General features: G+C 57.1%; 24 protein-coding genes. 14 read left to right on the top strand and 10 right to left on the bottom strand.

The annotated features are described in order from the left end of the window. Window positions 1–560: 560 nt before the first annotated feature. On the bottom strand, window positions 561–2,885 hold the full coding sequence (locus NYE85_RS03540; RefSeq protein WP_259002972.1) for a Tex family protein: 2,325 nt from the start codon (window positions 2,883–2,885) through the stop codon (window positions 561–563). 155 nt (window positions 2,886–3,040) lie between these two features. Then, a complete protein-coding gene (gene greB / locus NYE85_RS03535; protein WP_259002971.1) occupies window positions 3,041–3,514 on the bottom strand; it encodes a transcription elongation factor GreB in 474 nt (157 codons plus the stop codon). A 254-nt stretch (window positions 3,515–3,768) separates the two neighbouring features. On the opposite strand from greB, the gene cbpA reads away from it, so the two are divergent. The 4 genes from cbpA (at window position 3,769) to envZ (ending at window position 7,371) form a co-directional block, all read left to right on the top strand. Further along, window positions 3,769–4,716 (top strand): curved DNA-binding protein, encoded by a 948-nt coding sequence (gene cbpA / locus NYE85_RS03530; RefSeq protein ID WP_259002970.1) that lies wholly within the window; start codon window positions 3,769–3,771, stop codon window positions 4,714–4,716. A 5-nt stretch (window positions 4,717–4,721) separates the two neighbouring features. Then, window positions 4,722–5,027 carry a chaperone modulator CbpM gene (locus tag NYE85_RS03525; RefSeq protein WP_259002969.1) on the top strand — a complete coding sequence of 102 codons (306 nt, stop codon included), beginning with the start codon at window positions 4,722–4,724 and terminating at the stop codon, window positions 5,025–5,027. A gap of 257 nt (window positions 5,028–5,284) precedes the next feature. Beyond that, a complete protein-coding gene (gene ompR / locus NYE85_RS03520; protein ID WP_004709363.1) occupies window positions 5,285–6,004 on the top strand; it encodes a two-component system response regulator OmpR in 720 nt (239 codons plus the stop codon). Then, window positions 6,001–7,371, top strand: coding sequence for a two-component system sensor histidine kinase EnvZ (envZ, locus tag NYE85_RS03515; protein WP_259002967.1), 1,371 nt, complete (start codon window positions 6,001–6,003; stop codon window positions 7,369–7,371). The genes ompR and envZ overlap by 4 nt, the downstream gene beginning before the upstream one ends. A 65-nt stretch (window positions 7,372–7,436) precedes the next feature. On the opposite strand, the gene NYE85_RS03510 is transcribed toward envZ, so the two are convergent. The 7 genes from NYE85_RS03510 to NYE85_RS03480 all read right to left on the bottom strand — a co-directional run bounded on the left by NYE85_RS03510 (window position 7,437) and on the right by NYE85_RS03480 (window position 14,361). Further along, window positions 7,437–7,916 (bottom strand): type II toxin-antitoxin system VapC family toxin, encoded by a 480-nt coding sequence (locus NYE85_RS03510; RefSeq protein ID WP_259002966.1) that lies wholly within the window; start codon window positions 7,914–7,916, stop codon window positions 7,437–7,439. Beyond that, a complete protein-coding gene (locus tag NYE85_RS03505; RefSeq protein WP_259002965.1) occupies window positions 7,913–8,173 on the bottom strand; it encodes a FitA-like ribbon-helix-helix domain-containing protein in 261 nt (86 codons plus the stop codon). Before NYE85_RS03505 ends, NYE85_RS03510 begins: the two co-directional genes overlap by 4 nt. A gap of 125 nt (window positions 8,174–8,298) precedes the next feature. Then, on the bottom strand, window positions 8,299–9,918 hold the full coding sequence (gene pckA, locus NYE85_RS03500; RefSeq protein WP_259002964.1) for a phosphoenolpyruvate carboxykinase (ATP): 1,620 nt from the start codon (window positions 9,916–9,918) through the stop codon (window positions 8,299–8,301). Between the two features lie 197 nt (window positions 9,919–10,115). Next, window positions 10,116–10,997: an Hsp33 family molecular chaperone HslO gene (gene hslO, locus NYE85_RS03495; RefSeq protein ID WP_259002963.1), complete on the bottom strand. Its 882-nt coding sequence runs from the start codon at window positions 10,995–10,997 to the stop codon at window positions 10,116–10,118. Between the two features lie 25 nt (window positions 10,998–11,022). Next, the gene (gene hslR, locus NYE85_RS03490) at window positions 11,023–11,430 is read right to left on the bottom strand and encodes a ribosome-associated heat shock protein Hsp15 (RefSeq protein WP_259002961.1); all 408 of its coding nucleotides are present in this window, start codon (window positions 11,428–11,430) and stop codon (window positions 11,023–11,025) included. Continuing rightward, window positions 11,427–12,107 (bottom strand): GMP/IMP nucleotidase, encoded by a 681-nt coding sequence (gene yrfG / locus NYE85_RS03485; RefSeq protein WP_259002960.1) that lies wholly within the window; start codon window positions 12,105–12,107, stop codon window positions 11,427–11,429. Before yrfG ends, hslR begins: the two co-directional genes overlap by 4 nt. A gap of 121 nt (window positions 12,108–12,228) precedes the next feature. Further along, entirely contained in the window at window positions 12,229–14,361 is a 2,133-nt protein-coding gene (locus NYE85_RS03480; RefSeq protein ID WP_259002959.1) for an intracellular growth attenuator family protein, read from the bottom strand. 427 nt (window positions 14,362–14,788) lie between these two features. Here NYE85_RS03480 and nudE point away from each other — a divergent pair, with 427 nt between their 5' ends. Then, on the top strand, window positions 14,789–15,343 hold the full coding sequence (nudE, locus tag NYE85_RS03475; protein WP_259002958.1) for an ADP compounds hydrolase NudE: 555 nt from the start codon (window positions 14,789–14,791) through the stop codon (window positions 15,341–15,343). 75 nt (window positions 15,344–15,418) lie between these two features. Here nudE and mrcA read toward each other — a convergent pair whose 3' ends face one another. Then, a complete protein-coding gene (mrcA, locus tag NYE85_RS03470) occupies window positions 15,419–17,977 on the bottom strand; it encodes a peptidoglycan glycosyltransferase/peptidoglycan DD-transpeptidase MrcA (RefSeq protein WP_259002957.1) in 2,559 nt (852 codons plus the stop codon). 122 nt (window positions 17,978–18,099) lie between these two features. Between mrcA and pilM the strand changes: the two genes are divergently transcribed. The 9 genes from pilM to dam all read left to right on the top strand — a co-directional run bounded on the left by pilM (window position 18,100) and on the right by dam (window position 25,993). Beyond that, on the top strand, window positions 18,100–18,942 hold the full coding sequence (pilM, locus tag NYE85_RS03465; protein WP_259002956.1) for a type IV pilus biogenesis protein PilM: 843 nt from the start codon (window positions 18,100–18,102) through the stop codon (window positions 18,940–18,942). After that, on the top strand, window positions 18,942–19,478 hold the full coding sequence (locus tag NYE85_RS03460) for a PilN domain-containing protein (protein ID WP_259002955.1): 537 nt from the start codon (window positions 18,942–18,944) through the stop codon (window positions 19,476–19,478). The genes pilM and NYE85_RS03460 overlap by 1 nt, the downstream gene beginning before the upstream one ends. Next, complete coding sequence (locus NYE85_RS03455) at window positions 19,471–19,977, top strand: hypothetical protein (protein WP_259002954.1); 507 nt, start codon at window positions 19,471–19,473, stop codon at window positions 19,975–19,977. Before NYE85_RS03460 ends, NYE85_RS03455 begins: the two co-directional genes overlap by 8 nt. Next, window positions 19,961–20,326 (top strand): DUF2531 family protein, encoded by a 366-nt coding sequence (locus NYE85_RS03450; protein ID WP_259002953.1) that lies wholly within the window; start codon window positions 19,961–19,963, stop codon window positions 20,324–20,326. The genes NYE85_RS03455 and NYE85_RS03450 overlap by 17 nt, the downstream gene beginning before the upstream one ends. Beyond that, entirely contained in the window at window positions 20,323–21,558 is a 1,236-nt protein-coding gene (hofQ, locus tag NYE85_RS03445) for a DNA uptake porin HofQ (protein WP_259002952.1), read from the top strand. The genes NYE85_RS03450 and hofQ overlap by 4 nt, the downstream gene beginning before the upstream one ends. 457 nt (window positions 21,559–22,015) lie before the next feature. After that, a complete protein-coding gene (gene aroK / locus NYE85_RS03440; protein ID WP_004391482.1) occupies window positions 22,016–22,537 on the top strand; it encodes a shikimate kinase AroK in 522 nt (173 codons plus the stop codon). Between the two features lie 99 nt (window positions 22,538–22,636). After that, a complete protein-coding gene (gene aroB, locus NYE85_RS03435; RefSeq protein WP_259002949.1) occupies window positions 22,637–23,725 on the top strand; it encodes a 3-dehydroquinate synthase in 1,089 nt (362 codons plus the stop codon). Window positions 23,726–23,864: 139 nt separating this feature from the next. After that, window positions 23,865–24,863, top strand: coding sequence for an SPOR domain-containing protein (locus NYE85_RS03430; protein ID WP_259002948.1), 999 nt, complete (start codon window positions 23,865–23,867; stop codon window positions 24,861–24,863). Window positions 24,864–25,180: 317 nt separating this feature from the next. Then, window positions 25,181–25,993, top strand: coding sequence for an adenine-specific DNA-methyltransferase (dam, locus tag NYE85_RS03425; RefSeq protein WP_004956327.1), 813 nt, complete (start codon window positions 25,181–25,183; stop codon window positions 25,991–25,993). Window positions 25,994–25,997: the final 4 nt, after the last annotated feature.

The following is a 25,997-nucleotide window of genomic DNA, read 5'->3' as shown; positions in this document are numbered from 1 at the left end:
TCCTAGAGCCCATCCCATCAGGCTATTGACGTGCGTTGCCCCCATTGCGGCAGGCGATGATTCCGTTGAATACGTAAGGGAATAATAGTGAGAATAATTATCGTATTCAATACAAAAAATAGGGGTATTGGTAACTATTGGTAAATATCGACACATATTCCTACGGAAATAGCGCTGGTATTATTATTACCACTTAGCCCGTTGCGCTGCAAATGCGTGATTTAGGTTAAATGGGTTAATGGATTGTGGCCATTTTTTTGTTTAGAAATCATTTAATAAAATTGTTCGCCTTAATTTTCCATGCTGTTAACAATAGATATTTTCAGCTAACAAACTCTGCGTAAAATAACGCTGCCAACCAATTGTGTTGACTGCCAAAAAATAGTCATGGGCATTAAATGTTAACGAATATGTTAACGCGGTAATTTAATTAATATATCTAATGATAAGATCGTGAGGGGTATTTATAAACGCAGGCTGAAATAAAAATGGCAAATAATTGCGATAAATCAAAAAACGCCGGTGAAAAACGGGCGAAGCCGATGCCTCGCCCGCAGAAATTAACGTTTTTTGCCGAACGCTGCGGCCAACGCATCGCCCATGGCGCTGTTGCCAGCCGGCGCACTGGTGCGTGCCTTCGGCTTGCCGGCGGCTGGACGGGCTGCGTTATCTCGGGCAGGAGGGGGGCCACTGCGGCGCGCCGATCCTTCGCCCGGTTGCTCGTCAAGACGCATGGTCAATGCAATGCGCTTGCGCTGCAGATCCACTTCCATCACTTTCACTTTAACGATATCACCGGCTTTCACCACGCTGTGCGGATCTTCAACGAATTTATCCGCCAGTGAGGAGATGTGCACCAGACCGTCCTGGTGGACGCCGATGTCAACGAACGCCCCGAAATTGGTGACGTTGGTGACGGCGCCTTCCAGAATCATGCCCGGTTGCAGGTCGTTGAGCGTTTCCACCCCGTCGGCGAAGGTAGCGGTCTTGAATTCCGGACGTGGATCGCGGCCCGGCTTTTCCAGTTCCTTAAGGATGTCGGTAACCGTCGGTATGCCGAATTGCTGGTCGGTGAAATCGCTGGCCTTCAGGCTGCGTACCATGCTCGGGTTGCCCATCAGATCCTGCAATGCCTGCCGGGTGGCGGCCAGAATACGCTCCACCACCGGGTAGGTTTCCGGGTGAACGGTTGAGGCATCCAGCGGGTTATCGCCATGGTTGATGCGCAGGAAGCCGGCGCACTGTTCAAAGGCTTTCGGTCCCAGGCGGCTGACCTTCAACAACTGTTCGCGGTTGCTGAAACGGCCGTTTTCGTCGCGCCAGTTCACGATGTTTTGCGCCATCATGCGCGTCAGGCCGGCTACGCGGGTCAGCAACGGTACCGATGCGGTGTTCAGATCGACGCCGACGGCGTTCACACAGTCTTCGACTACCGAATCCAGTTTCTTCGCCAGTTGGCTCTGGCTGACGTCATGCTGATACTGGCCGACGCCGATGGATTTGGGATCAATCTTCACCAATTCGGCCAGCGGATCCTGCAGACGACGTGCGATCGACACCGCGCCACGCAGTGAAACGTCAAGGTTCGGGAACTCTTGCGCCGCCAGTTCCGAGGCAGAATACACCGAAGCGCCGGCTTCGCTGACGATCACTTTCTGCGCCTTGACCTCCGGGAACTGCTTTTGCAGATCGATAAAGAAGCGTTCGGTTTCGCGGGATGCGGTCCCGTTGCCGATCGCCACCAGTTCCACGTTGTGCCTGATGCACAGCGCGGCGACCAGGGCGGCGGCCTTGGCGGCCTGTCCGGTGTGTGGATACACGGTGTCGGTCGCTACCAGTTTGCCGGTAGCGTCTACCACCGCCACTTTTACCCCGGTGCGCAGACCCGGATCGAGACCCATGGTAGCGCGCATGCCGGCCGGTGCAGCCATCAGCAGATCGTGCAGATTGCGGGCGAATACGTTGATCGCTTCATCTTCGGCGCGCTCGCGCACCGTGCCCATTAGTTCGGTTTCCAGATGCAGCAGTACCTTGATGCGCCAGGTCCAGTTGACTACCGCTTTACGCCAGGCGTCCGCCGGCGCGTTGTTCAGCCGCAGCCCGAGGTGATGGATAATAATCTGTTCGCCCTGGCTTTCGCGAGGTGCTTCCTCAAATTGCGGGTCGGGGTTCAGGGCCAGTTGCAGTACCCCTTCGTTGCGGCCGCGGAACATCGCCAGCGCGCGATGTGAAGGAACCTGGGAAATCGGCTCGTGGTGATCGAAGTAATCGCGGAACTTGGCGCCTTCCTGCTCTTTGCCTTCCACGACTTTGGACACCAGATGCGCATGTTTCCATAAATAGTCACGCACTTTGGCCAGCAGGCCGGCATCTTCGGCAAAACGTTCCATCAGGATATAGCGCGCGCCGTCCAGCGCTGCCTTGACGTCCGCCACGCCCTTGTCGGCATTAACAAAGCGTTCGGCCAGCGACTCGGGCTGCTGCTGCGGATCGGTCCACAGGGTGTCGGCCAGCGGTTCCAGACCGGCTTCGATAGCTATCTGACCACGGGTGCGGCGTTTGGGTTTGTAAGGGAGATACAGGTCTTCGAGTTCGGTCTTGCTGAGAGTGCCGTTGATGGCGCCGGCCAATTGCTCGGTGAGTTTTCCCTGTTCCTCAATCGACTTGAGGATGGTCTGACGACGGTCTTCCAGTTCACGCAGATAACCCAGGCGGGTTTCCAGCTGGCGCAGTTGGGTATCGTCCAGGCCCCCGGTGACTTCCTTGCGATAGCGTGCGATAAACGGCACGGTATTACCTTCATCCAGCAGGCGGATGGCGGAGTCAACTTGCTCCGGCCGGGCCTGCAATTCTGTTGCAATAATGCGGCTCAGTGGGTCATTCATATGTCTGGTATCTGTTAGGAACGGTAAATAATCAGGGGAACAGTTATACGTATTGCCCCGGGAAATTGCCAGTACGGCTGGCCAGGGTTGTGCGGGGCAAACGCCGCAAGCGCCGTGTTGCCCGGGAATCCTCGCCGTTCGGAATAAGCTGAAACTTATTTAACGTATTCAATCTGGTTGACGTACCACAGCGCTTCGCCTGACGGTGTGTTGACAATGGCGGTATCGCCGACCTGCTTTTTCAGCAGGGCACGGGCCATCGGCGAGTCGATGGAGATGTAATCCCTGCGGCCAAAGATCTCGTCGTAGCCAACAATGCGAAAACGCTTGAGATCGCCATCGTCATTTTCTACCTCGACCCAGGCACCGAAGAATACCTTGCCTTCCTGCTGGGGCGAATAATCGACGATTTTCAGCTGTTCCAGGCACTTGGTGAGGTAGCGAACCCGACGATCGATTTCGCGCAGACGCTTTTTATTATACTGGTAGTCGGCATTTTCACTGCGATCGCCGAGGCTGGCGGCCCAGGTGACTTTCTTGGTGACCTCCGGGCGTTCTTCGCGCCACAGGTAATCCAGTTCCTGCTTGAGCTTGTCATACCCTTCACGGGTTATCAGTTGAGTTCTCATGGTGATTTATCTTGTAGGGAGCCACCGGCACAGTGTACGTGAATGCAAGGGGCTTTAAAAATGGCCGCCCGCCTGCGTGTTGTCTCAGCGTTTTTATCAGCCTGCGCAGCTTTTAACAATCGGGAGTATGCTTAGCATAGCGGTACGCCGCTAACCTCAATACCGGAGACGGAAGGTGACGAAAAGGAGGGATTATCTGGCAACTGAAAGAAGGATTTTTGGCGCACAACCCATCACATTGAAGGTATTACCGCATGGAATTTAAAGATTATTACGCGACGATGGGCGTCGAGCCCAGCGCCGATCTGAAAACCATCAAAACCGCTTATCGCCGGCTGGCGCGTAAATATCACCCTGACGTCAGCAGTGAAGCCGACGCCGAGAGCAGGTTCAAGGCGCTGGCCGAAGCCTATGAAGTGCTGAAAGACGAACAGCGCCGTGCCGAGTACGATCGGATCCGACTGCATCGCAATGACCCGAACTTTGGCCAGCGTGCGCGTGGCGGAGCTGGCGAGCGTCAGCAGAACGCGGCATGGCAGGACGGAGCACAAGACTTTTCCGAGTTTTTCGAGAGCATGTTCGGCGGGCGAACCGCCGCGGGGCAGCGTTCCTCGTCGCGTGGTGGCCATGGCTTGCGTGGTCAGGATCTCGAAATGGAGGTACCGCTGTTCCTTGAAGAGACGTTGCACGATCAGAGCCGAGAGATTTCCTATACGTTGCCGGTCTACGACGAACTGGGACGTCAGGTCAGTGAAGCTGGCAAAACGTTGAACGTGAAAATTCCGGCGGGCATGAGCGACGGCGAACGTATTCGTCTCAAGGGGCAGGGGGTTGCCGGCGTCGGCGGCGGCCAGAACGGCGATCTGTATCTGATTATCCGCCTCGCGCCGCATCCGCTGTTTGAGGTTGACGGTCATAACCTGCACATCGTGGCGCCGTTGGCCCCCTGGGAAGCTGCGTTGGGCGCCAGTATCGAAGTGCCAACGTTAACCGGTAAAATCGCGCTGACCGTTCCCGCCGGCAGCCAGAGTGGCAAACGGCTGCGGGTTAAAGGCAAGGGGTTGGTCGGCAAGAAACAGACTGGCGATCTGTATGTCATTCTCAAGGTAGTGATGCCGCCGAAACCGAATGACCGGGCCAGCGCCCTGTGGCGTGAACTGGCCGAGCAGGCGGCGTTCAACCCTCGCACGGAATGGGAGTAAGTACCATGATGAGACAAGAAATTACGTTTACCGTGGTAGAACTGTGCCAGCAGGTGGATATTTCTCAGGATGAGCTGATCGAGATCGTCGAACTTGGCGTGATAGTCCCCCTGGAGTCGGCGCAGTCGAGCTGGCTGTTTGATTACCCGGCGCTGAGTCATCTGCAGCGAGCGCGGCGACTGCGAGCAGAGCTGGATCTGGACTGGCCGGGGATAGCCATGGCGCTGACGCTGCTGGACCGGGTCGACGCACTGCAAAAAGAGAACCAGCGGCTGCGCCGCCAGTTGGCGCGTTTCCTGCAGACCTCATAGCTGGCACTACACTGCCACCGTGCGGCATCGCCGGTGGCGGAAGGACACAAAATTGGGCCATTGCCGCCCCTGACGCCGAGAAACGACGAAATATCGACGAGTTGCCATCGACATTCGCTGAAAATTATTGATAAATGGGCAAAAGCATAAGCTTTGTAACAATTTCGTCTAGAATATATACCAATAATCGCTGTCCGAAATGACAGGGTTTTTTAACAATATTGGCGTCAGGCAATACAGCCTTTGGGAGTAATACAATGCAAGAGAATCATAAGATTCTGGTCGTCGATGACGATATGCGTCTGCGTGCGCTATTAGAACGCTATTTAACCGAACAGGGTTTTCAAGTTCGCAGCGTGGCCAACGCTGAGCAAATGGATCGCTTGCTGACACGGGAATCCTTCCATTTAATGGTGCTGGACCTGATGCTGCCTGGCGAAGACGGCCTGTCGATCTGCCGCCGCCTGCGCAGCCAGAGCAATCCGATGCCAATTATCATGGTGACCGCCAAAGGTGAAGAGGTCGATCGTATCGTCGGGCTGGAAATTGGCGCCGATGACTACATCCCCAAACCGTTTAACCCGCGTGAGCTGTTAGCGCGTATCCGTGCGGTACTGCGCCGTCAGGCAAACGAGCTACCGGGCGCACCTTCGCAGGAAGAAGCGGTGATCGCCTTCGGCAAGTTCAAGCTCAATCTCGGTACGCGCGAAATGTTCCGTGAAGATGAGCCAATGCCATTGACCAGCGGCGAGTTTGCGGTGCTGAAAGCACTGGTGAGCCACCCGCGTGAGCCGCTGTCGCGCGATAAGCTGATGAATCTGGCGCGCGGGCGGGAATATAGCGCGATGGAGCGCTCTATCGACGTGCAGATATCCCGCTTGCGGCGCATGGTCGAAGAAGATCCGGCGCATCCCCGTTATATTCAGACCGTTTGGGGTCTGGGCTACGTCTTTGTGCCGGACGGCAGTAAGGCATGAGGCGATTGCGCTTTTCACCGCGTAGCTCGTTTGCCCGAACCCTGTTGTTGATCGTCACCTTGCTGTTTGTCAGCCTGGTGACCACCTATCTGGTGGTGCTCAACTTCGCCATCTTGCCCAGTTTGCAGCAGTTTAATAAGGTGTTGGCGTACGAAGTGCGTATGCTGATGACGGACCGGCTGCAATTGGAAGATGGTACGTTGCTGGAAGTACCGCCGGCGTTTCGGCGGGAAATCTATCGCGAACTGGGCATTTCGCTGTATACCAATGCGGCGGCGGAAGAGAGTGGTCTGCGCTGGGCGCAGCACTACGAGTTTCTGAGTCAGCAGATGGCGCAACAGTTGGGCGGCCCGACCGACGTGCGTGTAGAAGTGAACAAGAATTCTCCGGTGGTGTGGCTGAAAACGTGGCTGTCACCGGATATCTGGGTGCGGGTACCGCTGACCGAAATCCATCAGGGCGATTTTTCGCCGCTGTTCCGCTATACGCTGGCGATTATGCTATTGGCAATAGGCGGCGCCTGGCTGTTCATTCGCATTCAGAACCGCCCGTTGGTGGAGCTGGAACACGCTGCACTGCAGGTGGGCAAGGGCAATATCCCACCGCCGCTGCGTGAGTATGGCGCTTCTGAGGTGCGTTCGGTAACGCGGGCGTTTAACCAGATGGCGTCCGGCGTCAAGCAGTTGGCTGACGATCGTACGCTGCTGATGGCCGGCGTGAGCCATGATTTGCGTACCCCGCTGACGCGCATTCGACTGGCAACGGAAATGATGAATGCCGAAGATGGCTATCTGGCGGAATCGATCAATAAAGATATCGAGGAATGTAACGCCATCATCGAACAGTTTATTGATTATTTGCGTACCGGGCAGGAAATGCAGACCGAATTTTGCGATCTGAATTCCATTCTGGGTGAGGTAGTGGCGGCGGAAAGTGGCTACGAACGCGTGATTGATTCAGAACTGCTGGCGGGTGAATTGATGATGAACGTCAACCCATTGTCGATCAAACGCGCGGCAGTGAATATGGTGATCAACGCGGCTCGCTATGGTAACGGCTGGATCAAGGTTAGCAGCGGGCGCGAACTGCAACGCGGCTGGTTCCAGGTCGAGGACGACGGTCCTGGCATCAAGCCGGAAGAGCTGAAGCATCTGCTGCAACCGTTTGTCCGTGGCGACAGCGCACGCAGCACCAGTGGCACTGGCCTGGGCCTGGCTATCGTGCAGCGCATTATCGATGGACATGCCGGGGCGCTGGAGTTCGGCTCAAGCGAACGCGGTGGTTTGCGTATCCGTGCTTATATTCCATTGCCGATCGAAAAGCGCGAAACCGCCAACGGCCATACCGCGACGAAAGAAAAAGCCTGACTGCGACGGCCGCAGTAGCGCAGCTTTGCGGACTGCGGCGCCGTTTCCTCCAGCGTTACTCCTGCTCAGGTTTTGCGGCTCATGACGTAGTATTCCGCCGCCTCTTCATGCAGGCGGCGGCCGGTTGTAGCCTGCCAGGGATCGATCAATTCGATGCCGCAATGGGCAAAGACTTTGGTATTGCGCGTGGCCAGAGTGGCGCCATACTGCAGGCAGATGGCGGCAATCTGGCTGTCCGCCATGCTCATCGCCTTGCCCTGTTGGCGGTTGTTCGCGGTCAGTTGCGCGTACTGCATCGCACACAGCGCATCAAACGGCAAAATTTGCCCATCAAATCTTATCTGCAACGCCTCGGCCAATTTAAGCTGTAAGGCGCGCTGGCGTTTGCCGTCAGGCTGGCAGGCGACGCCGCTGAACAGCTCGGCCAGGACAATGGCGCATAAGTAGAGCTCATCATTGTCTTTTTCATTTAGCCAATTGATCACGTTATAGTGCGGATTAGGGCGCAGCGTCTCTGAAATGACGTTGATATCGAGAATAATCATGCTTTGCCGTCTTCATCGCCAAAGATAGCTATGCGCGGCGGCTCGGCAGCGCGCGGCGTGTCCAGCTCAACGCCACCGAATTCGGCAAATTGCTGGTGCATCCAGGTGCCCAACCCATAGCGCGGCTGATTTTTCACCAGCGCCTGCTTCAGGATCATGCGTGCTTCTTCTTCCATGGAATGGCCGTTTTTGGCCGCGGAGATACGTAGCAGCTCTTTGACTTCATCATCCAGATTCCTGACGGTGATCGTTGCCATTGAAACCTCCTTTGCTAGCAATGATTGCATTGCCGCATTGTCTCGCCTCGACGGTTAAAGAGCAAATAACTCCAATAAAAAAGGCGCGGGATCCGCGCCTTGATTGAAGAGGTAATGTGAGAGAATTACAGCTTGGGACCGGCGCCAATCAGCGCTTCACCGGCTGGGGTATCGGTATATTTGTCGAAATTGGTGATAAAGCGCTGCGCCAGATCTTTGGCTTTGTCTTCCCATTGCGCTTCGCTCTGATAGGTGGCGCGTGGGTCGAGGATGGCCGGGTTGACGCCTGGCAGTGCGGTCGGTACTGCCAAATCAAAGATCGGCAAGGTAATGGTTTCGGCGTTATCGATTTCGCCGCTAAGAATGGCGTCGATAATGCCGCGCGTGTCCTTGATCGAAATACGCTTGCCGCTGCCGTTCCAGCCAGTGTTGACCAGATAGGCCTGGGCGCCGGCGGCCTGCATGCGCTTGACCAGAACCTCGGCGTACTGGGTTGGGTGCAGCGACAGGAACGCCGCGCCGAAACAGGCAGAGAAGGTCGGCGTTGGTTCGGTTACGCCGCGTTCGGTGCCCGCCAGCTTGGCGGTGAAGCCGGACAGGAAGTGATACTGCGTCTGGTCGGCGGTCAGGCGTGATACCGGCGGCAGTACGCCGAAGGCGTCAGCGGTCAGGAAGATCACCTTGGTGGCATGACCGGCTTTGGATACCGGCTTGACGATGTTCTGAATGTGGTAGATCGGATAGGAAACGCGGGTGTTTTCGGTTTTCGAACCGTCGTTGAAATCCACGCTGCCGTCGGCCAGCACGGTGACGTTTTCCAGCAGCGCATCGCGTTTGATGGCGCGGTAAATGTCCGGCTCCGCCTCTTCAGACAGTTTGATGGTCTTGGCGTAGCAGCCGCCTTCGAAGTTGAACACCCCGTCGTCATCCCAACCGTGTTCGTCATCGCCGATCAACTGGCGTTTCGGATCGGTAGACAGCGTGGTCTTGCCGGTGCCGGACAGCCCGAAGAAGATCGCCACGTCGCCTTGCTCGCCGACGTTGGCCGAGCAGTGCATCGAGGCGATGCCCTTCAGCGGCAGCAGGTAGTTCATGATCGAGAACATGCCTTTCTTCATTTCGCCGCCGTACCAGGTGCCGCCGATCAGCTGCATGCGTTCGGTCAGGTTGAACGCCACGAAGTTTTCCGAGTTCAGTCCCTGCTGCTGCCAGTCGGGGTTGGTGCATTTGGCGCCATTCATCACCACAAAGTCCGGTTCAAATTCTGCCAGCTCGTCGTCGCTTGGGCGAATGAACATGTTTTTGACGAAATGTGCCTGCCAGGCGACTTCGGTAATGAAACGGACTTTCAGGCGGGAATCTGCGTTGGCGCCACAGAAGGTATCTACCACAAACAGGCGTTTACCGGAAAGCTGTTCGGTAACGAGGGTTTTCAGCGAAGCCCACACTTCCGGGCTCATCGGTTTGTTGTCGTTTTTGCCTTTGCCCTGATCGGCCCACCACACGGTGTCACGGGTGGTGTCGTCACGAACAATGTATTTATCCTTCGGGGAACGGCCGGTAAAAATCCCGGTGTCGACGGCTACCGCGCCCAGTTTGGTCACGACCCCACGCTCATAGCCTGTCAGGGAAGGATCGGTTTCTTCCTCGAACAGCAGGTCATAACTGGGGTTGTGGATAATTTCGCCGATGTCATGAATTCCATAAGCGGCGAGATCCTGGTGGGTGATACCTTTAGCACGCATGTCACTACTCCTTGGTCACAGAATTTCTGGGCGCCAATTGTAGGGATTCGCAGCGCGTTAACCGCGATAGGTATCAAATATTTAACGATTTACGCTGATTTTCGTTACGAACTGAGATATAGCACACGGAAAAAAGCAAGCGTGCAAACGGCGCGGCTTGGCGGGCACCGGACGGGCCCGCCAGTCAGGGGTGCAACTTAGTGCAACCGATCGCCTTCATCGGTATTGCCTGTATAGAGCGCGGCAACGTCCGTAGGCGTGAACAGGTAGTGGCTACCGCAGTAATCGCAGTGCATGTCGATGTTGCCATCCTGTTCCAGCATCTCGGCCACTTCCTCTGCCGGCAGGGTCAGCAGCGCGTCGGCGCAGCGTTGGCGCGAGCAGGTGCAGCGGAACATCACCGGCTGTGGCTCATACAGCGTCACCTCTTCCTGATGGTACAGGCGATACAGCACCTCGTTGGCCGGCAGGGTGAACAACTCTTCGCTCTTGATGGTGTGAGTCAATTGCACCAGATGGTCGAAGTCGTCCGCATTTTTATCGTCCTGCGCCGGCAGAACCTGCAGTAACATACCGCCCGCTGCCGGTTGGCCCGCGGCTTCGCCGGTGCGGATGAACAGGCGGGTTGGCAGCTGTTCGGACTGCTGGAAATAGTTTTCCAGGCAGGCGGCCAGCGTTGCGCCTTCCAGCGCTACAATGCCCTGATAGCGTTCGCCTTCGGCCGGCGTAATGGTAATCACCATCACCCCGTTGCCGATCATCTGATGCAGCGTGCTGTCGTCGGCTATTTCGCCCTGCAGGCGCGCAACGCCGCGCATTTCCTGCTGGTTGTTACCGTTGATCACTGCCAGCTTCAGCGGACCGTCACCCTGCAGTTGCACGGTGATGTCGCCATCGAACTTCAGCGTGGCGGTCAGCAGACTGGTGGCCACCAGCATTTCGCCCAGCAGGGTTTGCACCGGTACCGGGTAGTCATGATTGGCCAGGATTTGCCGATAGGTTTCGCTGATCGTAACCAGCTCACCGCGCACCGCGTAGTTTTCGAACAGGTAACGGTGTAATTGGTCATGGTTGGACATAATTTTCTCTCATCGAGGCGAGGGATTATTCCGGCTCGCCAAATTTAAATTTAATCAGATCGCGCCGCTCTTTTTTGTCCGGGCGGCGATCCGGATGCGGCATGGTCAGGGCATTCATTTTGCGCGCCTGCGCCATTTTTTCACGGTTGGCGATGCTGGCTTCGGTTTCCTGATACAGCTGCTGCGCTTCGCTGGCGCCGCGGCGTTGGCTGGTTACCGCCAGTACCGTCACCGTGCGCTCTTCATTGCCCTGTCGCAGTTTAATCTCCGCATTGACCTCGACGATTTTGCTGGGCTTGCTGCGCTGACCGTTATAGTGCACCTTGCCGCCGTCGATCATTTCGCGTGCCAGTGCGCGGGTTTTGTAAAAGCGTGCGGCCCACAGCCATTTGTCTAGCCGGACCGCGTCGTCTGCGGTGTCTTTTGCCTTCATGAAAGCTCCCGTTCCAGCGCCGGTAGCAAATGACGGTAATCGCGCATCGACGGATGGCGCTGGAAGGTTTTCTCCGCCGTGCTGGAATCCGGATTCTGCACGCCCAGGCAATAGCGGATGCCAAAGCGGCTGGCGGCATCAAGGATCGGCTCGCCGTCATCAACGAACAGCGTACGCTGCGCGTCGAAGCCGGTCTGTTGTTGAACCGCCTGCCACAGACGCTGATCTTCCTTCGGATAACCAAATGTGTGGGTGGAAAGTAATAAATCAAGGTGCCGATCCAACCCGGTGTGAGCTATTTTTACCGCCAGACTGTGAGGGTGCGCATTGGTCAACAGAATGGTTTGGCGGCCGCTGCTGCGCAGCGCCTGCAAAAACGGCTCGGTATCGTCGCGCAGGCGGGCACGATAGCCTACCTCGCTGGTCATGGCATAAATATCCAGATCCAGTCGTTCGCTCCAGTAATCAAAGCAGTACCAGTTCATGGTGTGCTGCACCGCGAGATACTCCGCTTCAATCAGCTGGCGCGCCCGTTCAAGGGGGATTGCGCGTTGTGCGCTTAACGCCTGCGGCACCAGCGTTAGCCAGAAATGGCTGTCGAACTCCAGATCGAGCAGGGTGCCGTCCATATCCAGCAGAACGGTATCAATATTGCGCCAGTCAATGTCCGGGCTCATCGGTTCTCCAGGGGCAAGCCGTCACGGCTCGCTGAGGGTAAACAGGGTATAGGCTTAGGGTAGCATAACCGGATGGCAGGAGGTGATAACGGGCCGTGCTCTGCCGGCCCGTTGCTGTGCGTTACGCTATCGGATGCAATGACATTGGCGTCAATTGCGGGTTGAAGCAGCTTTCGTAATAACGCTGGATATCGACCAGGCGGCGCCGGTTCATGCGCTGGCGTTGCACGGCCCGCCAGGCGTTATACCCAAGGCTGACCACCACGCCAATCAACAGCAGGCTAGTGCCCAGGTAGCGCCATAGGGTTATCATGTCGGGTTCGCTGTGCAGCGCAATATGCCGGGTACCGTTGGCGTCCACGCTGATATTGGTGATTACGCCATGGGCCTGAAAAGGCGTATGCAGCAGGATGCTGGCCAGGCGCTGCAGTTCGTTCCACTGCTCCAGGGCGTTAAAGTCATTCAGCGGCGTGGTCGGCAGCGGGTGGTTGACCAGCTGTTTGCCTTCGTCGCTGGTAATCAGGAAACCGCCCGGCGGCGGGCTGTTGAGTGCCGCAGCGGCCTGGCGTGTTTCCTGATAGACGAATGACGAGGTTGCCGATTTGGTCAGGTTTTCCAGCGATTCGGCGCTGACCGGCCGCAGCAGGACGTTAACGCCGTTCAGCGTGCCGGAGCGTGCGCGTTTCACCAGACTGTTCCAGTTCTTGGCGTTGCCCAGGTTTACCAGCGCGTTCTTCAAGCGGCCACATTCGTTGCTTCCTGAGCATAAGTCCTGAGTTTTCAAAACAATATCAGAAAAATCATCCAATAGAATCATGCCGGACTTTTCGATGGCGCTGGCCAGTTGCGGGTTGATTTTCTGGTCGGTACCGCTCGGGTGTAGCTGGCTATTGACCGTTGCCAGCAGCGCCGAGGCTTTATCGATAATGTCAGATTCCGGCTGAGGCAGGGGGGCCGCGGTGTTCCAGTAAATGCCCGAGCAGTCGAACGGCATAAAGCCGGTGGACGGTGTGTTGATCGGCGTGGGGGGGACATAGCACATGCCGTTGCCCTGAATACGCAGGGTATCGCCGATGTGCAACGGTATGGCCTCCAAGGCCTGGACGGTGCTGACATCGGTTTTCTGCGCGCCTTGCAGCCACGCCACGCTCAGTTTCAGCGGCAGGCTGAGCGGAACATAAGTGATCAGCAGCAGCAATACCAGCAGCGAACTGGCCATCAGCATGGCGTTCTTGCCCCATTGTTGCAGCGGGAAGTGTTTTACTTCATCGTGCAGCGACAGGTAACGTCCCTGGCGTACCACCTGACGGTTCAAATAAATGTCGACGTCAGTGGTCTTGCCCAGATCGGCACTAATGAACGGCTGCCAGTGCGGCGGATAAATCAGGTCAATGATGCCGAGAGAAATATTGCTGATCTGGCCCTGATTGGATTCACCAAACAACCCCCAACGCTTTGGCGTGCCGCGCAGGCTGTGCACTTCGTTCAGCTCGTGATCGGCGGGGCGTCGTAACAGGTTCCAGCATCCCCAGGCAATCATCAGCGCCGCGACAAAAACCATCCACGGGATCACCAGTACCGGGCTTATCAGGCTAAAGAACAGCAGCAGCAGGGCGGCAGAAATGATACCGGCTTCCTTGATGCCGTTCGGTCGGTGCAGCATGTGCTCTTCGGGCGTTTCCTTGCGGATGTTGAGCAGTTCGACGTGTTCGCTTTCTTCCTTGCGGATCGAAGCGTTACGTGCCGGCGCCGCGCCCACCGTCGGCGGCTGTGGCCGATCGTGGATATGGTCAAGCAGCGAATGGCCGTTGAGTGAGATTATCAGCGGCAGGGTTTGCGTCTTGATGATTTCAACATGGTTGTCGGCGCTGATGTACTGTTCCCAGAACGGCGGCAAATGCACCTCTTCGGAATCCAGGTAATAACGCCACTTGTTCGGTTCATCGCTGGCGAGACCATAGCGGGTAATGGCATGGGTGATCGGGTAAACGTTATCGCTTTGCGGCGTCAGCGCCAGCTTGGCGGAGGACAACGCCGGACTGCTGGGCAATAATTTATTGCCCAGGCGATTTTGCTGGCTGAGATAGTGTTCGACTGCCGCGCGCTCTTCCGCCGTCAGTTTACGGTGCGTGGGCTTGATAAATGGCAGTGAACGCGCCAATACCGGACGGTTGCGTGCTCTGAACCAAAAATACAGGCCGGCGGCAATCAGGCAGGCAAGCACTAAGGCCAATATCAACACTATTGTGCTCATGCTATCCCCATTTTACGCCGTGAACCTCACCAACCAGACTAAAAGTTGCATATTATAGGCAATAATTATCCGCGAAGCAGCCAATACATCGGCAGGCGTTGAAATCGCGATGAAAAAAATACCAGCCTCCCATAATGCTAGCAATCGGCATGCAGGGCTAATATCGGGATTATCCTATTTTATCATGCTTTGTTTACTGAATTAGCCCAAAAAAACGGCTGGCGCTGGCGGCGCTTGTTAAAAAAAAGTAAATTACAGACGGTGCGCGTTGCGGCCAAGGTTCTCATTAACGCACAATGCGATCAAGAGCGAATCGGGTGAGCGTTTAAACCGGCCGAAGCGGCCCGCGGCGCCCATCATTATCCTGGTTGACTACGGGTTGTGCCAAGGTAATTGGGCTAGCCGTGTTAACCAATTTGAGGCCATCATGGATAAACACCTGCAAAAACCCAACATCCTGAAAGTAGAAACGGTCGCGCGTTCGCGTTTATTTCACGTAGAGTCGGTCGATCTGGAGTTCAGTAACGGTGTGCGGCGGGTGTATGAGCGCATGCGGCCCTCCGATCGCGAAGCGGTGATGATTGTACCGGTCATTGGCGACGATCTGTTGCTGATCCGTGAATACGCCGTGGGCACCGAATCTTACGAACTGGGATTTCCGAAGGGGCTTATCGACCCGGGTGAGGGCGTGTTGGCAGCAGCCAACCGAGAACTGATGGAAGAGGTGGGCTATGGCGCCGAACGCTTTGATTTTCTCAGCAAACTGACGATGGCGCCGTCGTACTTTTCCAGCAAAATGAACATCGTGCTGGCGCACGATCTTTACCCGCAAAGTCTGGAAGGCGACGAGCCGGAGCCATTGCCGCAGGTGCGCTGGCCGATTGCCAATATGATGGCGCTGCTGGCGGAGCCTGATTTCCGCGAGGCGCGTAATGTCAGTGCGCTGTTCCTGACAGAGGCGTTTTTGCGCAGCTCACGCTGAGGCGGGTATTCAGCGCGCGGGCACCACGTCCGCCGAGGCAAAGAAAAAGGGCCAGATGATTCTGGCCCTTTTGATTTAGAACAGTTCGTGGCTCTCGCCGCCGGCATCCATTAGCGTGGTGCCTGCGTCGTATGTTGGATACTCGGTCGGCTGGGTACCTTCAATGAAGTACTCGGACCGGCTGCCGCCACCGCCTTTCGACAATTTGCCGGTGGCCTTGTCGATGGTGACGCTGATAATGCCCGGCGGCGGAGTAACTTTCTGCTCCGGGATGCCGTCCAGCGCCACTTTCATAAACTCGTCCCAGGCCGGCTGTGCGCTTTTCGCGCCGCCTTCGCCGCCGGAGACCTGATCCTCAATCGCGCCAGACGCCGTGGAACGGCCAAGATCGCGGCGATGATCGTCAAAGCCAATCCATACGGTGGTCACGGTGTCCGGGCCGTAGCCGGAGAACCAGGCGTCTTTCGAGCTGTTGGTAGTACCTGTTTTGCCGCCGATATCATGGCGTTTCAGATCGCGGCCGGCACGCCAGCCGGTGCCCATCCAGCCCGGTTCGCCATAGATGTTGCTGTTCAGCGCATCGTGGATCAGGAACGCCAGCGGGGTGCTGATGACGTGTGGCGCATACTGCTGGTCGCCGTCCTGCAATACCTGCGCCGGGGTCACCTGCTCCAGTTTCGGCATTGGTACGCCGGCATTGTTGCCTTCCTGCGATACCGCCACGTTCTCGACGTTATCGTCTGACAATACCGCCGAACGATGGGTATCGCCATAAATTACCGGTAGATTGCAACTGTTGCACACCACCTTCGGTTTGGTTTCGAAGATGGTATTGCCGGTTTCGTCGTCAATGCGCGTGATAAAATACGGGTCCACCAGATAACCGCCGTTGGCCAGTACCGCATAGCCGCGAACCAGCTGCATTGGGGTGAACGACGCCGAACCGAGCGCCAGCGATTCCGAATGCACGATATTCTGCGCCGGGAAGCCGAAGCGTTGCAGATATTCCGCGGCGTAATCGACGCCCATGGCACGCATGGCGCGTACCATGACCACGTTCTTCGATTGCCCCAGGCCTTGGCGCAGGCGGATTGGCCCGGCGTAGGTCGGCGGTGAGTTCTTCGGACGCCATTCGGTACCGGAACCGGCGTCCCAACGGGTGACCGGCAGATCGTTAAGAATGGTGGCCAGCGTCAGGCCTTTGTCCATCGCCGCGGTATACAGGAACGGCTTGATATTGGAGCCTACCTGACGCAGCGCCTGGGTGGCTCGGTTGAACTTGCTCTGATTGAAGTCAAAACCGCCTACCAGTGCTTTCACTGCGCCGTCATGCGGATTGAGCGAAACCAGTGACGAGTTGACGTCTGGTACCTGCGACAGCCACCAGGCATCGTCCACTTTACGCACCCACACTTGCTGGCCGGCCTGAACCACATCGGTAACGCGTTTCGGCGTCGGTCCCTGCTGCGTGTCGGACTTGTACGGGCGTGCCCAGCGCATACCGGCCATCGGCAAGGCGATACTGCTGCCGTCGGCCAGCATGGCGGTCGCCTGCTCGGCATCGGCCTGGGTGATCACCGCCGGTGCCAGCGGGCCATAGTTCGGCAGGTTCTTCAGCGAATCAACGATCTGCTTTTGCTCCCAGGCGGCTTCGCCCACTTTCCACAGCACGTTGGACGGGCCGCGATAACCGTGGCGCATATCGTAAGCCAGCACGTTGTCGCGTACCGATTTCTGCGCGGCCAACTGCAATTTTTTGGTAATGGTGGTGTAAACCTTATAGCCGTCGGTATAGGCGTTTTCACCGTAACGCTTGATCATCTCCTGACGTACCATTTCGGCCAGATACGGCGCGGAGAAGCTGATCTGCGGCGCATGGTAATTGGCAACCAGCGTTTCGCTGCGCGCCTGATCGTATTGCGCCTGGGTGATGTAATGCTCGTCCAGCATGCGTGACAGCACGACATTACGGCGCGCGACGGCGCGATCGTGCGAATACAGTGGATTAAAGGTAGACGGCGCCTTGGGCAGGCCGGCAATGGTGGCCATTTCACTTAGGCTGAGCTGGCTGACGTCTTTGCCAAAATAGACCTGTGCGGCGGCGCCCACGCCATAGGCACGATAACCCAGATAAATCTTGTTCAGATACAACTCAAGAATTTCATCTTTCGACAGCATCTGCTCGATGCGCACCGCCAGGAAGGCTTCCTTGATTTTGCGCGTCAGGGTGCGCTCCGGGCTCAAGAAAAAGTTTCTCGCCAACTGCTGGGTGATGGTACTCGCACCCTGTGAAGCATGGCCGGAAACCAGAGCAATGGAGGCCGCTCGGAAGATGCCCACCGGATCGACGCCATGGTGCTCATAGAAGCGGCTGTCTTCGGTGGCGATAAACGCATGCACCATCACCGGCGGGATTTGCGCCAGTTTAAGCGGGATACGGCGTTTTTCACCGTATTGGGCGATCAGTTCGCCATCGGCACTGTAAACCTGCATCGGGATTTGCAGCCGAACATCTTTCAGCGTTGCTACGTCGGGCAGCTGTGGCTCGACATATTTGTACAAGCCAAAAATCGAGGCTGCTCCCAGCACGATGCAACACACTGCAAGGATTAAAAAATACTTTACGAACTTCACCTGAGATTTCCCATTTTCATGTCATTTGGGCAGTTTATAAACAACCGCGCGGTAGTATAAAGGCAAGCCTGCGACATGGATATGTTCTTTTATCATCTTGCTCTATGGAGGCTGGTCAAAATATGTTCTCACAAGCATGGACGGTGGGGCTAGATATACAAAGCAACAGCGTGCGCGCACTGGCGGCACAGCGGCGTCGGGGCGGTTGGCAACTGCGTCATTGGTGGCAACAAAGCTTGCCATGTCCGATCTTGCGCGACGGTTATCTGGATCAATCCGAAAGTTTGATTCCGCTGCTGCGGCAATGGCGAACGCGTTTGCCGAGACATATTTCCTTACGCATTGCCTTGCCTGTGCAACGTGTTTTGCAACAGCACATCCCCATCCCCGATCGCCGTTTACATGAGCCGGCACGCAGCGGTTATATCACCAGTCAGGGACTGAAGCAGTTCCCGCTCGACAGCCAGACGCTGGTGCTCGACTACCGTGCGCCGTTGGCACAGTCGGCAACGTTGCTGTTGACCGCCGCGCGTCAACAGGAGCTGCAGCAGTGGTTGCACTGTCTGCAACAGGCCGATCTGCATCCCCAGGTGGTGGACATTACTCCCTGCGCCCTGTTATCGATGGCGGCACACGCCGGGCTGGCACCGGAAGGCGCGTTGCTGCATCGACTGGAGGATCAATGGCTATGGGCGGCGCCACGCAGCGAGGAGTTTGCCTGCGGTTCGCTGCCGGCGGAGGGCATGACCGACGTGGCGCAGGCGTTGCGAGCAGTGCGCACCGCCTGTCCGTCGCTCGGTGACAAGGAAATCTATTACAGCAGCGTGTTGGAAGAGCCATTGCCGGACGGCGCTCTGTGGTGGTCGCCGCTGAGCGCCTTCAGCCACTTGCAGCCGCCGCTGCCAGCCTGGCCACAGGCTTTTGTCCTGGCCGGCGGGCTCGCGTTACGTGCGGAGGACGGCTGATGTATCAAGTGAATCTGTTGCCCTGGCGTGAGCGAGCGCTGCGGCGGCGCGGCATGTTCTGGTTGCGCCTGTTGGTGCTTCAACTGATGGTGGCATTGATCATCCCGGCGCTGATGTTGGGGGGGCTGCGTTATCAGCAGCAGCAACTGCGCGACACGCTGCAAGGTCGGGAGCGACAGCATGACGAGCTGGCGCAGCGCTACCGGCAAACCCAGGCGGCGCTTGCGCAATGGGTACGGTTGACCACGCAGGATGCACTGCGTCGGCGCAATCAAACGCATAACCAACGCTATCCCCGGCTGTTACGGCAGTTGGCGGAGGCGTTGCCGCAACCGCTGTGGCTGGTGGCGTTGGAGGAACAGCGCCAGCGTGTGACCTTGCGCGGCCTTAGCCCACATTACCCGGCGATAGTCGAACTGACGCGCAATTTAACGGCGCAGGGGGTATTGCCGGGTCATCGGCTGGCTGAAGTAAACCAGCGGCAGGACGGCCTGCTGACCTTTGTCCTGACGGCACCGTGGGGGGAGGATGAATAAATCCCTGCCAACCTGGCTGACGCCGTGGCTGAGTCGTCCGTCCTGGCAACTGCTGGTCGGACAGTGGCTGTTGCTGATGGGGTTGACTGCGTTGCCAAGCGCGCTGTGGGTGAACGCCGAATGGCAACAGCACGTACGGCTGCAGGCCGAGATGCGGCAGCAGGCGGTACGCATCGGCCAACTGCAACAGCAGTTATCGCAGCAGCCTGCGCTGTATGAACTGCAACGGCGGCTAGCAGTACGGGCGGCGCAACCAGTCGATACCGATCTGTCCTCCAGCCTGCAACAGGCCGGGGTTGTGCTACTGCGTTGGCAGCAGCAGGAAGCGTCATTGCGGCAGACGCTGAACATGCGGGTGGATTACGCTGGCCTGCTGCGCGTATTAAACGCATTGCCCACGACGTTGCGCATTGAACGCCTGGGGATAGACGCGCGGGCGGAGGGGCTGATCGCCGAGTTGGTACTGCGAGCGGGAGGTGGCGATGAGGACGCGAACTGACTGGCTGTGGTTGTTGCTGTCGCTGTCGCCTGCGTTATCGGCTGAACCGGCACGTAATCCCTTTCAGCCGTTGCTGCTTGCGCCGTGCAGCGCGTCCTCGGTATCGCCGGCCGGCTGGCAGTTGAAGGGCATCGTTGGGCAGCCGGCGCGTCGCCATGGCTGGGTATTAACGGCGAACGGGCAGTGGCTGCGGCTGATTGCACAGCAAACGGTGCTGGCTGACGGTTGGCGGGTGGTGCAGATTGCGCCGTACTCGCTGGAACTGCGCGCCATTGCCAACGACCCGCTTTGCCCTCCGGCAGCCGACAGCTTCAGGCTGATGCTGGATAACCATAAGGAAGGGAAATGAACGCAAGCAAAGCTACGGCGCTGCTGCTGTGGGCCATTGCTACAGCGGCGAGCGCCACAACACAGGATGACAAACCGGTTTCACTGGTGTTCCACGATACGCCCGCCACGGTGGTATTGCAGGCGCTGGCAGATTATCAGGGGTTGAACCTGGTTGCGGCGGCGGGCATTGGCGGCAATGTAACGCTGCAGTTGGACAACGTGCCCTGGCGGCAGGCGCTGGCAGTGGTCTTGCGTATCGGCAAACTGTCGATGACTCAGGACGGTTCGGTGATGATGGTGGTTGCACAGCCGGATGAACAGCAACGGCAGGCATTGGCGCGTCAACAACCGTTGCAGGCGTTGACGCTGGCATTGCAGCATGCGGATGCCGACACCATCGCTCAAAGTCTGCTGGCCCAGCGCGGCACCTTGTTGAGCGAGCGTGGCAGCGTCGTAGTGGATAAACGTACCAATACATTGATGATCCGCGATACTGCACCGGCGCTGTCGGTGCTGCAAGGCTGGGTGCAGGAACTGGATAAGCCGCTGGAACAGGTGCAGCTGGCGGCCCATATCGTCACCATCGGTCGTGAAGACTTACGCGAGCTTGGTGTTCGCTGGGGGTTGGCGGCGGATGAAAAGGCGGCCAAAAGCCTGCGTATCGACAATTTTAGCGTCGGTCTGCCACTGGAGCGCAGTGCGATGAGCGTCGGTTTTCACCTGGCACGGGTCAGTGGGCGTCTGCTGGATTTGGAGCTGATGGCATTGGAACAGGAAAACGCGGTGGATATCATTGCCAGTCCGCGTTTGCTGACGGCCAATCAGCAGACTGCCAGCATCAAGCAGGGGACGGAAATTCCGTATGAAGTATCCAGTGGCGCCAATGGGGCGACGTCGGTGGAATTTAGAGAGGCGGTGCTGGGCATGGAGGTGACCCCCAGAATTTTGCCCAACGGCCGTATCACGCTGACGTTACACATCAGTCAGAACACGCCTGGCCGCGCCATTCAACAGGGCAGTGGTGAAGCGCTGGCGATCGACAAGCAGGAAATTAAAACCCAGGTAACGGTGAAAAACGGCGAAACTGTCGTGCTGGGCGGGATATTCCAGCAACAACGCGGTTACGGAGCCGGAAAGGTGCCGGGGTTGGGGGATGTGCCGCTGTTGGGATCGTTATTCAAACAAAGCAGCAAACAGCACAAAAAGCGTGAGTTAGTGATATTCATCACACCAACCCTGATTAAGGTCTGAACAGGCGGACGCTAGCCGGACGAAAATCTGCTGAAGTTGATGAGCAGATGCACTTTTTTGTCATCTTGAGGGCATCTGCGTTTGACGCTGCGGCCGATTTAGCTTACAAGGGTTACCGAATTGAGCTCCGAGGTTTTTTTGTTAACGCCAAGACGCCGCTAAAAACGTATGGTTTCCCTCCTGCGGCGTAGATATACCCAATAGATTTCAAGTTGCATCACGGCGGCAACTGAACGAATCCCGCGTAAACCGGGGTGAGTAAGGCAGTCAACGGCAGGCTTGTTTGAAAGATACGGGGTAGGGCGATTTATTCGGTTGCCAAACTACCAAGAGTGTTGAGATAATTTTTTGTCTGATCTCGCACTATCGCTCATGAGGTTTCAGTTTAGGTCCCGCCGCTGATTTGATTGGCGGGGCGGGTTAACATTAACGAATAGTCTTAGTAATACCGAAAAACATGGCAGAGAAACGCAATATCTTTCTGGTTGGGCCTATGGGTGCCGGCAAAAGCACTATTGGCCGTCAGTTAGCTCAGCAACTCAATATGGAGTTTTTCGACTCCGATCAAGAAATTGAGCGACGTACCGGAGCTGACGTGGGCTGGGTATTCGACGTGGAAGGCGAAGAAGGTTTCCGCGATCGTGAAGAAAAAGTCATTAATGAACTGACGGAAAAGCAAGGGATCGTGCTGGCTACCGGCGGTGGATCGGTGAAATCGCGTGAAACGCGTAACCGTCTGTCGGCGCGTGGCGTCGTTGTCTACTTGGAAACTACCATCGAGAAGCAATTGGCCCGTACCCAGCGTGATAAAAAGCGTCCGCTGCTACAGGTTGATTCGCCTCCGCGCGAAGTGCTGGAAGCACTGGCCAAAGAACGTAACCCGTTGTACGAAGAAATTGCCGATGTGACTATCCGCACCGACGATCAAAGCGCTAAAGTAGTTGCCAACCAGATCATCAACATGCTGGAAAGCAACTGATTGCGGTTTCCGTGTTCGGCTTTGGGCAGAGGCGGAAGACTGATTGTGTTCCCCCTAACGTGGGGATAAACCACCACCACAATGAGAACTGAGCGCGACATGGAGAGAATTACTGTAACGCTTGGGGAGCGAAGCTACCCGATTACCATTGCTGCCGGATTGTTTGACGATCCGGCTTCTTTTATGCCGCTGAAGGCGGGTGAACAGGTGATGCTGGTCACCAACCAAACGCTGGCACCGCTGTATCTGGACGCCGTTCGGAAGGTGCTGGAGCAAGGCGGCGTGATGGTGGATCAGGTGATTTTGCCTGATGGCGAACAGTATAAATCTCTGGCGGTGCTGGATCAGGTGTTCTCGGCGCTGCTCGAAAAGCCACACGGCCGTGATACTACGCTGATCGCCCTGGGCGGCGGCGTGATCGGTGACCTGACTGGATTTGCTGCCGCGTGCTACCAACGCGGCGTGCGGTTCATTCAGGTGCCTACCACCCTGCTTTCGCAGGTGGATTCTTCCGTTGGCGGCAAAACCGCCGTCAATCATCCGCTCGGCAAAAACATGATCGGCGCATTCTATCAACCCGCTTCGGTGGTGATTGATCTGGACTGCCTGAAGACGCTGCCGGCGCGTGAGCTCTCCTCCGGTCTGGCCGAAGTAATCAAATACGGCATTATTCTCGACGCGGATTTCTTTGCCTGGCTGGAAAACAACATCGACAAGCTGGTGGCGCTGGATATGCAGGCGCTGGCGTACTGCATCCGTCGCTGCTGTGAGCTGAAAGCCGAGGTGGTCGCCGCTGATGAACGGGAAAGCGGGCTGCGCGCTTTGCTGAATCTGGGCCATACTTACGGCCATGCCATTGAGGCTGAAATGGGCTATGGCGTCTGGCTGCATGGCGAAGCCGTTGCCGCCGGCATGATGATGGCGGCGCATACCGCACATCGTCTCGGCCAGTTTTCCGCCGACGATATCGCACGCGTTCGCCAACTGCTGCTGCGCGCCGGCCTGCCGGTGAACGGGCCGCAGGAAATGGCGTCGGCCGCCTATTTACCGCATATGATGCGTGATAAAAAAGTACTGGCCGGCGAACTGCGACTGGTATTGCCGACGGCGATCGGCGCAGCGGAAGTTCGCAGCGGCGTGTCGCACGAGCAGGTACTGGCGTCGATCGCCGACTGCCTGCCTGGCTAACCGGCGAGGCAGTCGCCAGGTAACGGCTATATTAATAACGAGCGAACGGGGTCGCCCCGTGAGTCATGATTTGGGTTAATCGGTTTGCCTCACCGCAGATGACGGTGGCAGGCCTTTGCCTCTAGTGGGAGGGTTTCAGATGGATGAGTTTAAACCGGAAGACGATCTCAGACCTGACAGCAGCGATCGTCGTCCTGCACGTTCGCGCAAGCCAGCTCCGGGGCCGCGTTTTGCCGTTTCACGTCAGCACATGATGATCGGCATCGGCATTTTGGTGCTGCTGTTATTGATCATCGGTATTGGTTCGGCGCTGAAGGCGCCCACCAAGCATGAGGCTGCCCAGCAGGGCGCCCAGCCGGGAGCGGCACGTGATATCAATCTGGCGGGCTCTTCGTCACTGACGGCGAATAACCAGGGCGTGCCGGGTGGCACCAATGACGCCAACGATGCCAACGGCGTCAGCCTGTCAACGCCGCCGCAGCAAACGCAGCAGCCGCAAAATATCAGCGTTCCGCCGATTTCCGCTACGCCGACCGAAGCACAGCAGCAACCACCGCAGGGGGGTGCCCAGCAGCGTGTAGAGCTACCGGGCAACATGGCTGATGCCCTGTCCTCGCAGCAAGGTCAGGTCGATGCTGCCACCCAGGGGGCCAACGGTGCGGTTTCCAGCTTGCCTACGGCGCCGGCAACGGTGATGGGTGGCGCAGCGCCGGGTGAAACCACCCGTCCGGTACAAGGCCACGCGCCGGCACCAACGCATAAAGCGCCGGCGAAAACCGCCAGCAAACCGGCAACCGTCAGCCAGCACAAAACAACGCCACCGACCTCGAGCAAACCTGCTGCGACCAGCGGCAACGGTGGTGCCATCGCCTCTGCGCCGGGCAGTCACTATACGCTGCAACTGAGCAGTGCTTCCCGCTCCGATACGTTGAACGCCTATGCCAAGCAGCAAAAACTGCCGCATTATTTCGTCTACGAAACCACGCGTAACGGCAAGCAGTGGTTTGTGTTGGTCAGCGGCAACTATGCGTCTTCCGCTGAGGCAAAACGGGCGATAGCCACGCTGCCGGCAGACGTGCAGGCGAAAAAACCCTGGGTCCGCTCGGTTCGCCAGGTACAGCAGGATCTGAAAAAGTAACCCGGGATTTCAAGTGACGGCTAGGCAGCCGGACGAGAGCGATAGGGGCGTGGCGTGCTGCGCCCCTGACGACTCGCCGCGCCAGCCGCTTGAAATCGGCGGGGTGTAGGCCCTGAATGACTGGCCATGGCATCAAGACGGCAGCTAAACGCATTCCGATGAGCTTACGCGCTAAAGGATTCGAGCAGTGTGTGCAGCCAGCCCAGATGCGGCTTCAGGTATGACGGGCATAAATCATTTTAATTTGTGCGCTGATGTGCTGTCTGAAACAGAGTACAATCCGCCGCTCTGAATTGTATAAGTAGCTAACTGACGGCATGAAGAAAAACCGCGCTTTTTTAAAATGGGCTGGTGGAAAATACCCGCTGGTTGACGAGATCCGTCGTCATCTGCCGGCGGGCGACTGCTTAATCGAGCCCTTCGTGGGTGCGGGTTCAGTCTTTCTGAACACGGAATACGACGCCTATATTCTCGCCGACATCAACAGCGATCTTATCAACCTGTATAATATCGTTAAACTGCGTACGGATGACTTCGTGCGCGATGCCCGCACTCTGTTCACCGATGAATTCAATAACTCAGACCAGTTTTACCTACTGCGCGAAGAGTTCAATACTAGCCAGGACGCTTACCGTCGGGCGCTGCTGTTTCTTTATCTGAATCGCCACTGTTACAACGGCCTGTGCCGTTACAATCTGCGTGGTGAGTTCAATGTGCCGTTTGGCCGTTACAAAAAGCCTTACTTCCCAGAGGAAGAGCTGTACTGGTTCGCTGAAAAATCACGCAATGCCACTTTTGTCTGTGAGCATTACCGCGATACCATGTTGAAAGCGTCCAGCGGCGCGGTGGTGTACTGCGATCCGCCGTATGCGCCGCTGTCGGCTACGGCGAACTTTACCGCCTATCACACCAACAGTTTCAGCCTTGCCGATCAGCAGGGACTGGCGCAGATTGCGCATCAGCTGTCGGTGGAAAGCCGGGTGCCGGTATTGATCTCCAATCACGACACTGAATTGACCCGTGACTGGTATCAGCATGCCTCACTGTATGTGGTGAAGGCGCGTCGTACCATCAGCCGCAATATTTTGGGCCGCAGCAAGGTCAACGAGCTTTTGGCGCTGTATCGCTAAGCCG

Source organism: Serratia sp. AKBS12 (assembly GCF_024793895.1).
Taxonomy (GTDB): domain Bacteria; phylum Pseudomonadota; class Gammaproteobacteria; order Enterobacterales; family Enterobacteriaceae; genus Serratia_F.
The sequence above is the reverse complement of the archived record's forward strand: the minus strand, read 5'-3'. Positions and strand labels throughout refer to the sequence as shown.

Coding starts and splice junctions, on each gene's coding strand:
- NYE85_RS03540 (WP_259002972.1), bottom strand. CDS start 2,885: ATGAATGACCCACTGAGCCGCATTATTGCAACAGAATTGCAGGCCCGG.
- greB (WP_259002971.1), bottom strand. CDS start 3,514: ATGAGAACTCAACTGATAACCCGTGAAGGGTATGACAAGCTCAAGCAG.
- cbpA (WP_259002970.1), top strand. CDS start 3,769: ATGGAATTTAAAGATTATTACGCGACGATGGGCGTCGAGCCCAGCGCC.
- NYE85_RS03525 (WP_259002969.1), top strand. CDS start 4,722: ATGATGAGACAAGAAATTACGTTTACCGTGGTAGAACTGTGCCAGCAG.
- ompR (WP_004709363.1), top strand. CDS start 5,285: ATGCAAGAGAATCATAAGATTCTGGTCGTCGATGACGATATGCGTCTG.
- envZ (WP_259002967.1), top strand. CDS start 6,001: ATGAGGCGATTGCGCTTTTCACCGCGTAGCTCGTTTGCCCGAACCCTG.
- NYE85_RS03510 (WP_259002966.1), bottom strand. CDS start 7,916: ATGATTATTCTCGATATCAACGTCATTTCAGAGACGCTGCGCCCTAAT.
- NYE85_RS03505 (WP_259002965.1), bottom strand. CDS start 8,173: ATGGCAACGATCACCGTCAGGAATCTGGATGATGAAGTCAAAGAGCTG.
- pckA (WP_259002964.1), bottom strand. CDS start 9,918: ATGCGTGCTAAAGGTATCACCCACCAGGATCTCGCCGCTTATGGAATT.
- hslO (WP_259002963.1), bottom strand. CDS start 10,997: ATGTCCAACCATGACCAATTACACCGTTACCTGTTCGAAAACTACGCG.
- hslR (WP_259002961.1), bottom strand. CDS start 11,430: ATGAAGGCAAAAGACACCGCAGACGACGCGGTCCGGCTAGACAAATGG.
- yrfG (WP_259002960.1), bottom strand. CDS start 12,107: ATGAGCCCGGACATTGACTGGCGCAATATTGATACCGTTCTGCTGGAT.
- NYE85_RS03480 (WP_259002959.1), bottom strand. CDS start 14,361: ATGAGCACAATAGTGTTGATATTGGCCTTAGTGCTTGCCTGCCTGATT.
- nudE (WP_259002958.1), top strand. CDS start 14,789: ATGGATAAACACCTGCAAAAACCCAACATCCTGAAAGTAGAAACGGTC.
- pilM (WP_259002956.1), top strand. CDS start 18,100: ATGTTCTCACAAGCATGGACGGTGGGGCTAGATATACAAAGCAACAGC.
- NYE85_RS03460 (WP_259002955.1), top strand. CDS start 18,942: ATGTATCAAGTGAATCTGTTGCCCTGGCGTGAGCGAGCGCTGCGGCGG.
- NYE85_RS03455 (WP_259002954.1), top strand. CDS start 19,471: ATGAATAAATCCCTGCCAACCTGGCTGACGCCGTGGCTGAGTCGTCCG.
- NYE85_RS03450 (WP_259002953.1), top strand. CDS start 19,961: ATGAGGACGCGAACTGACTGGCTGTGGTTGTTGCTGTCGCTGTCGCCT.
- hofQ (WP_259002952.1), top strand. CDS start 20,323: ATGAACGCAAGCAAAGCTACGGCGCTGCTGCTGTGGGCCATTGCTACA.
- aroK (WP_004391482.1), top strand. CDS start 22,016: ATGGCAGAGAAACGCAATATCTTTCTGGTTGGGCCTATGGGTGCCGGC.
- aroB (WP_259002949.1), top strand. CDS start 22,637: ATGGAGAGAATTACTGTAACGCTTGGGGAGCGAAGCTACCCGATTACC.
- NYE85_RS03430 (WP_259002948.1), top strand. CDS start 23,865: ATGGATGAGTTTAAACCGGAAGACGATCTCAGACCTGACAGCAGCGAT.
- dam (WP_004956327.1), top strand. CDS start 25,181: ATGAAGAAAAACCGCGCTTTTTTAAAATGGGCTGGTGGAAAATACCCG.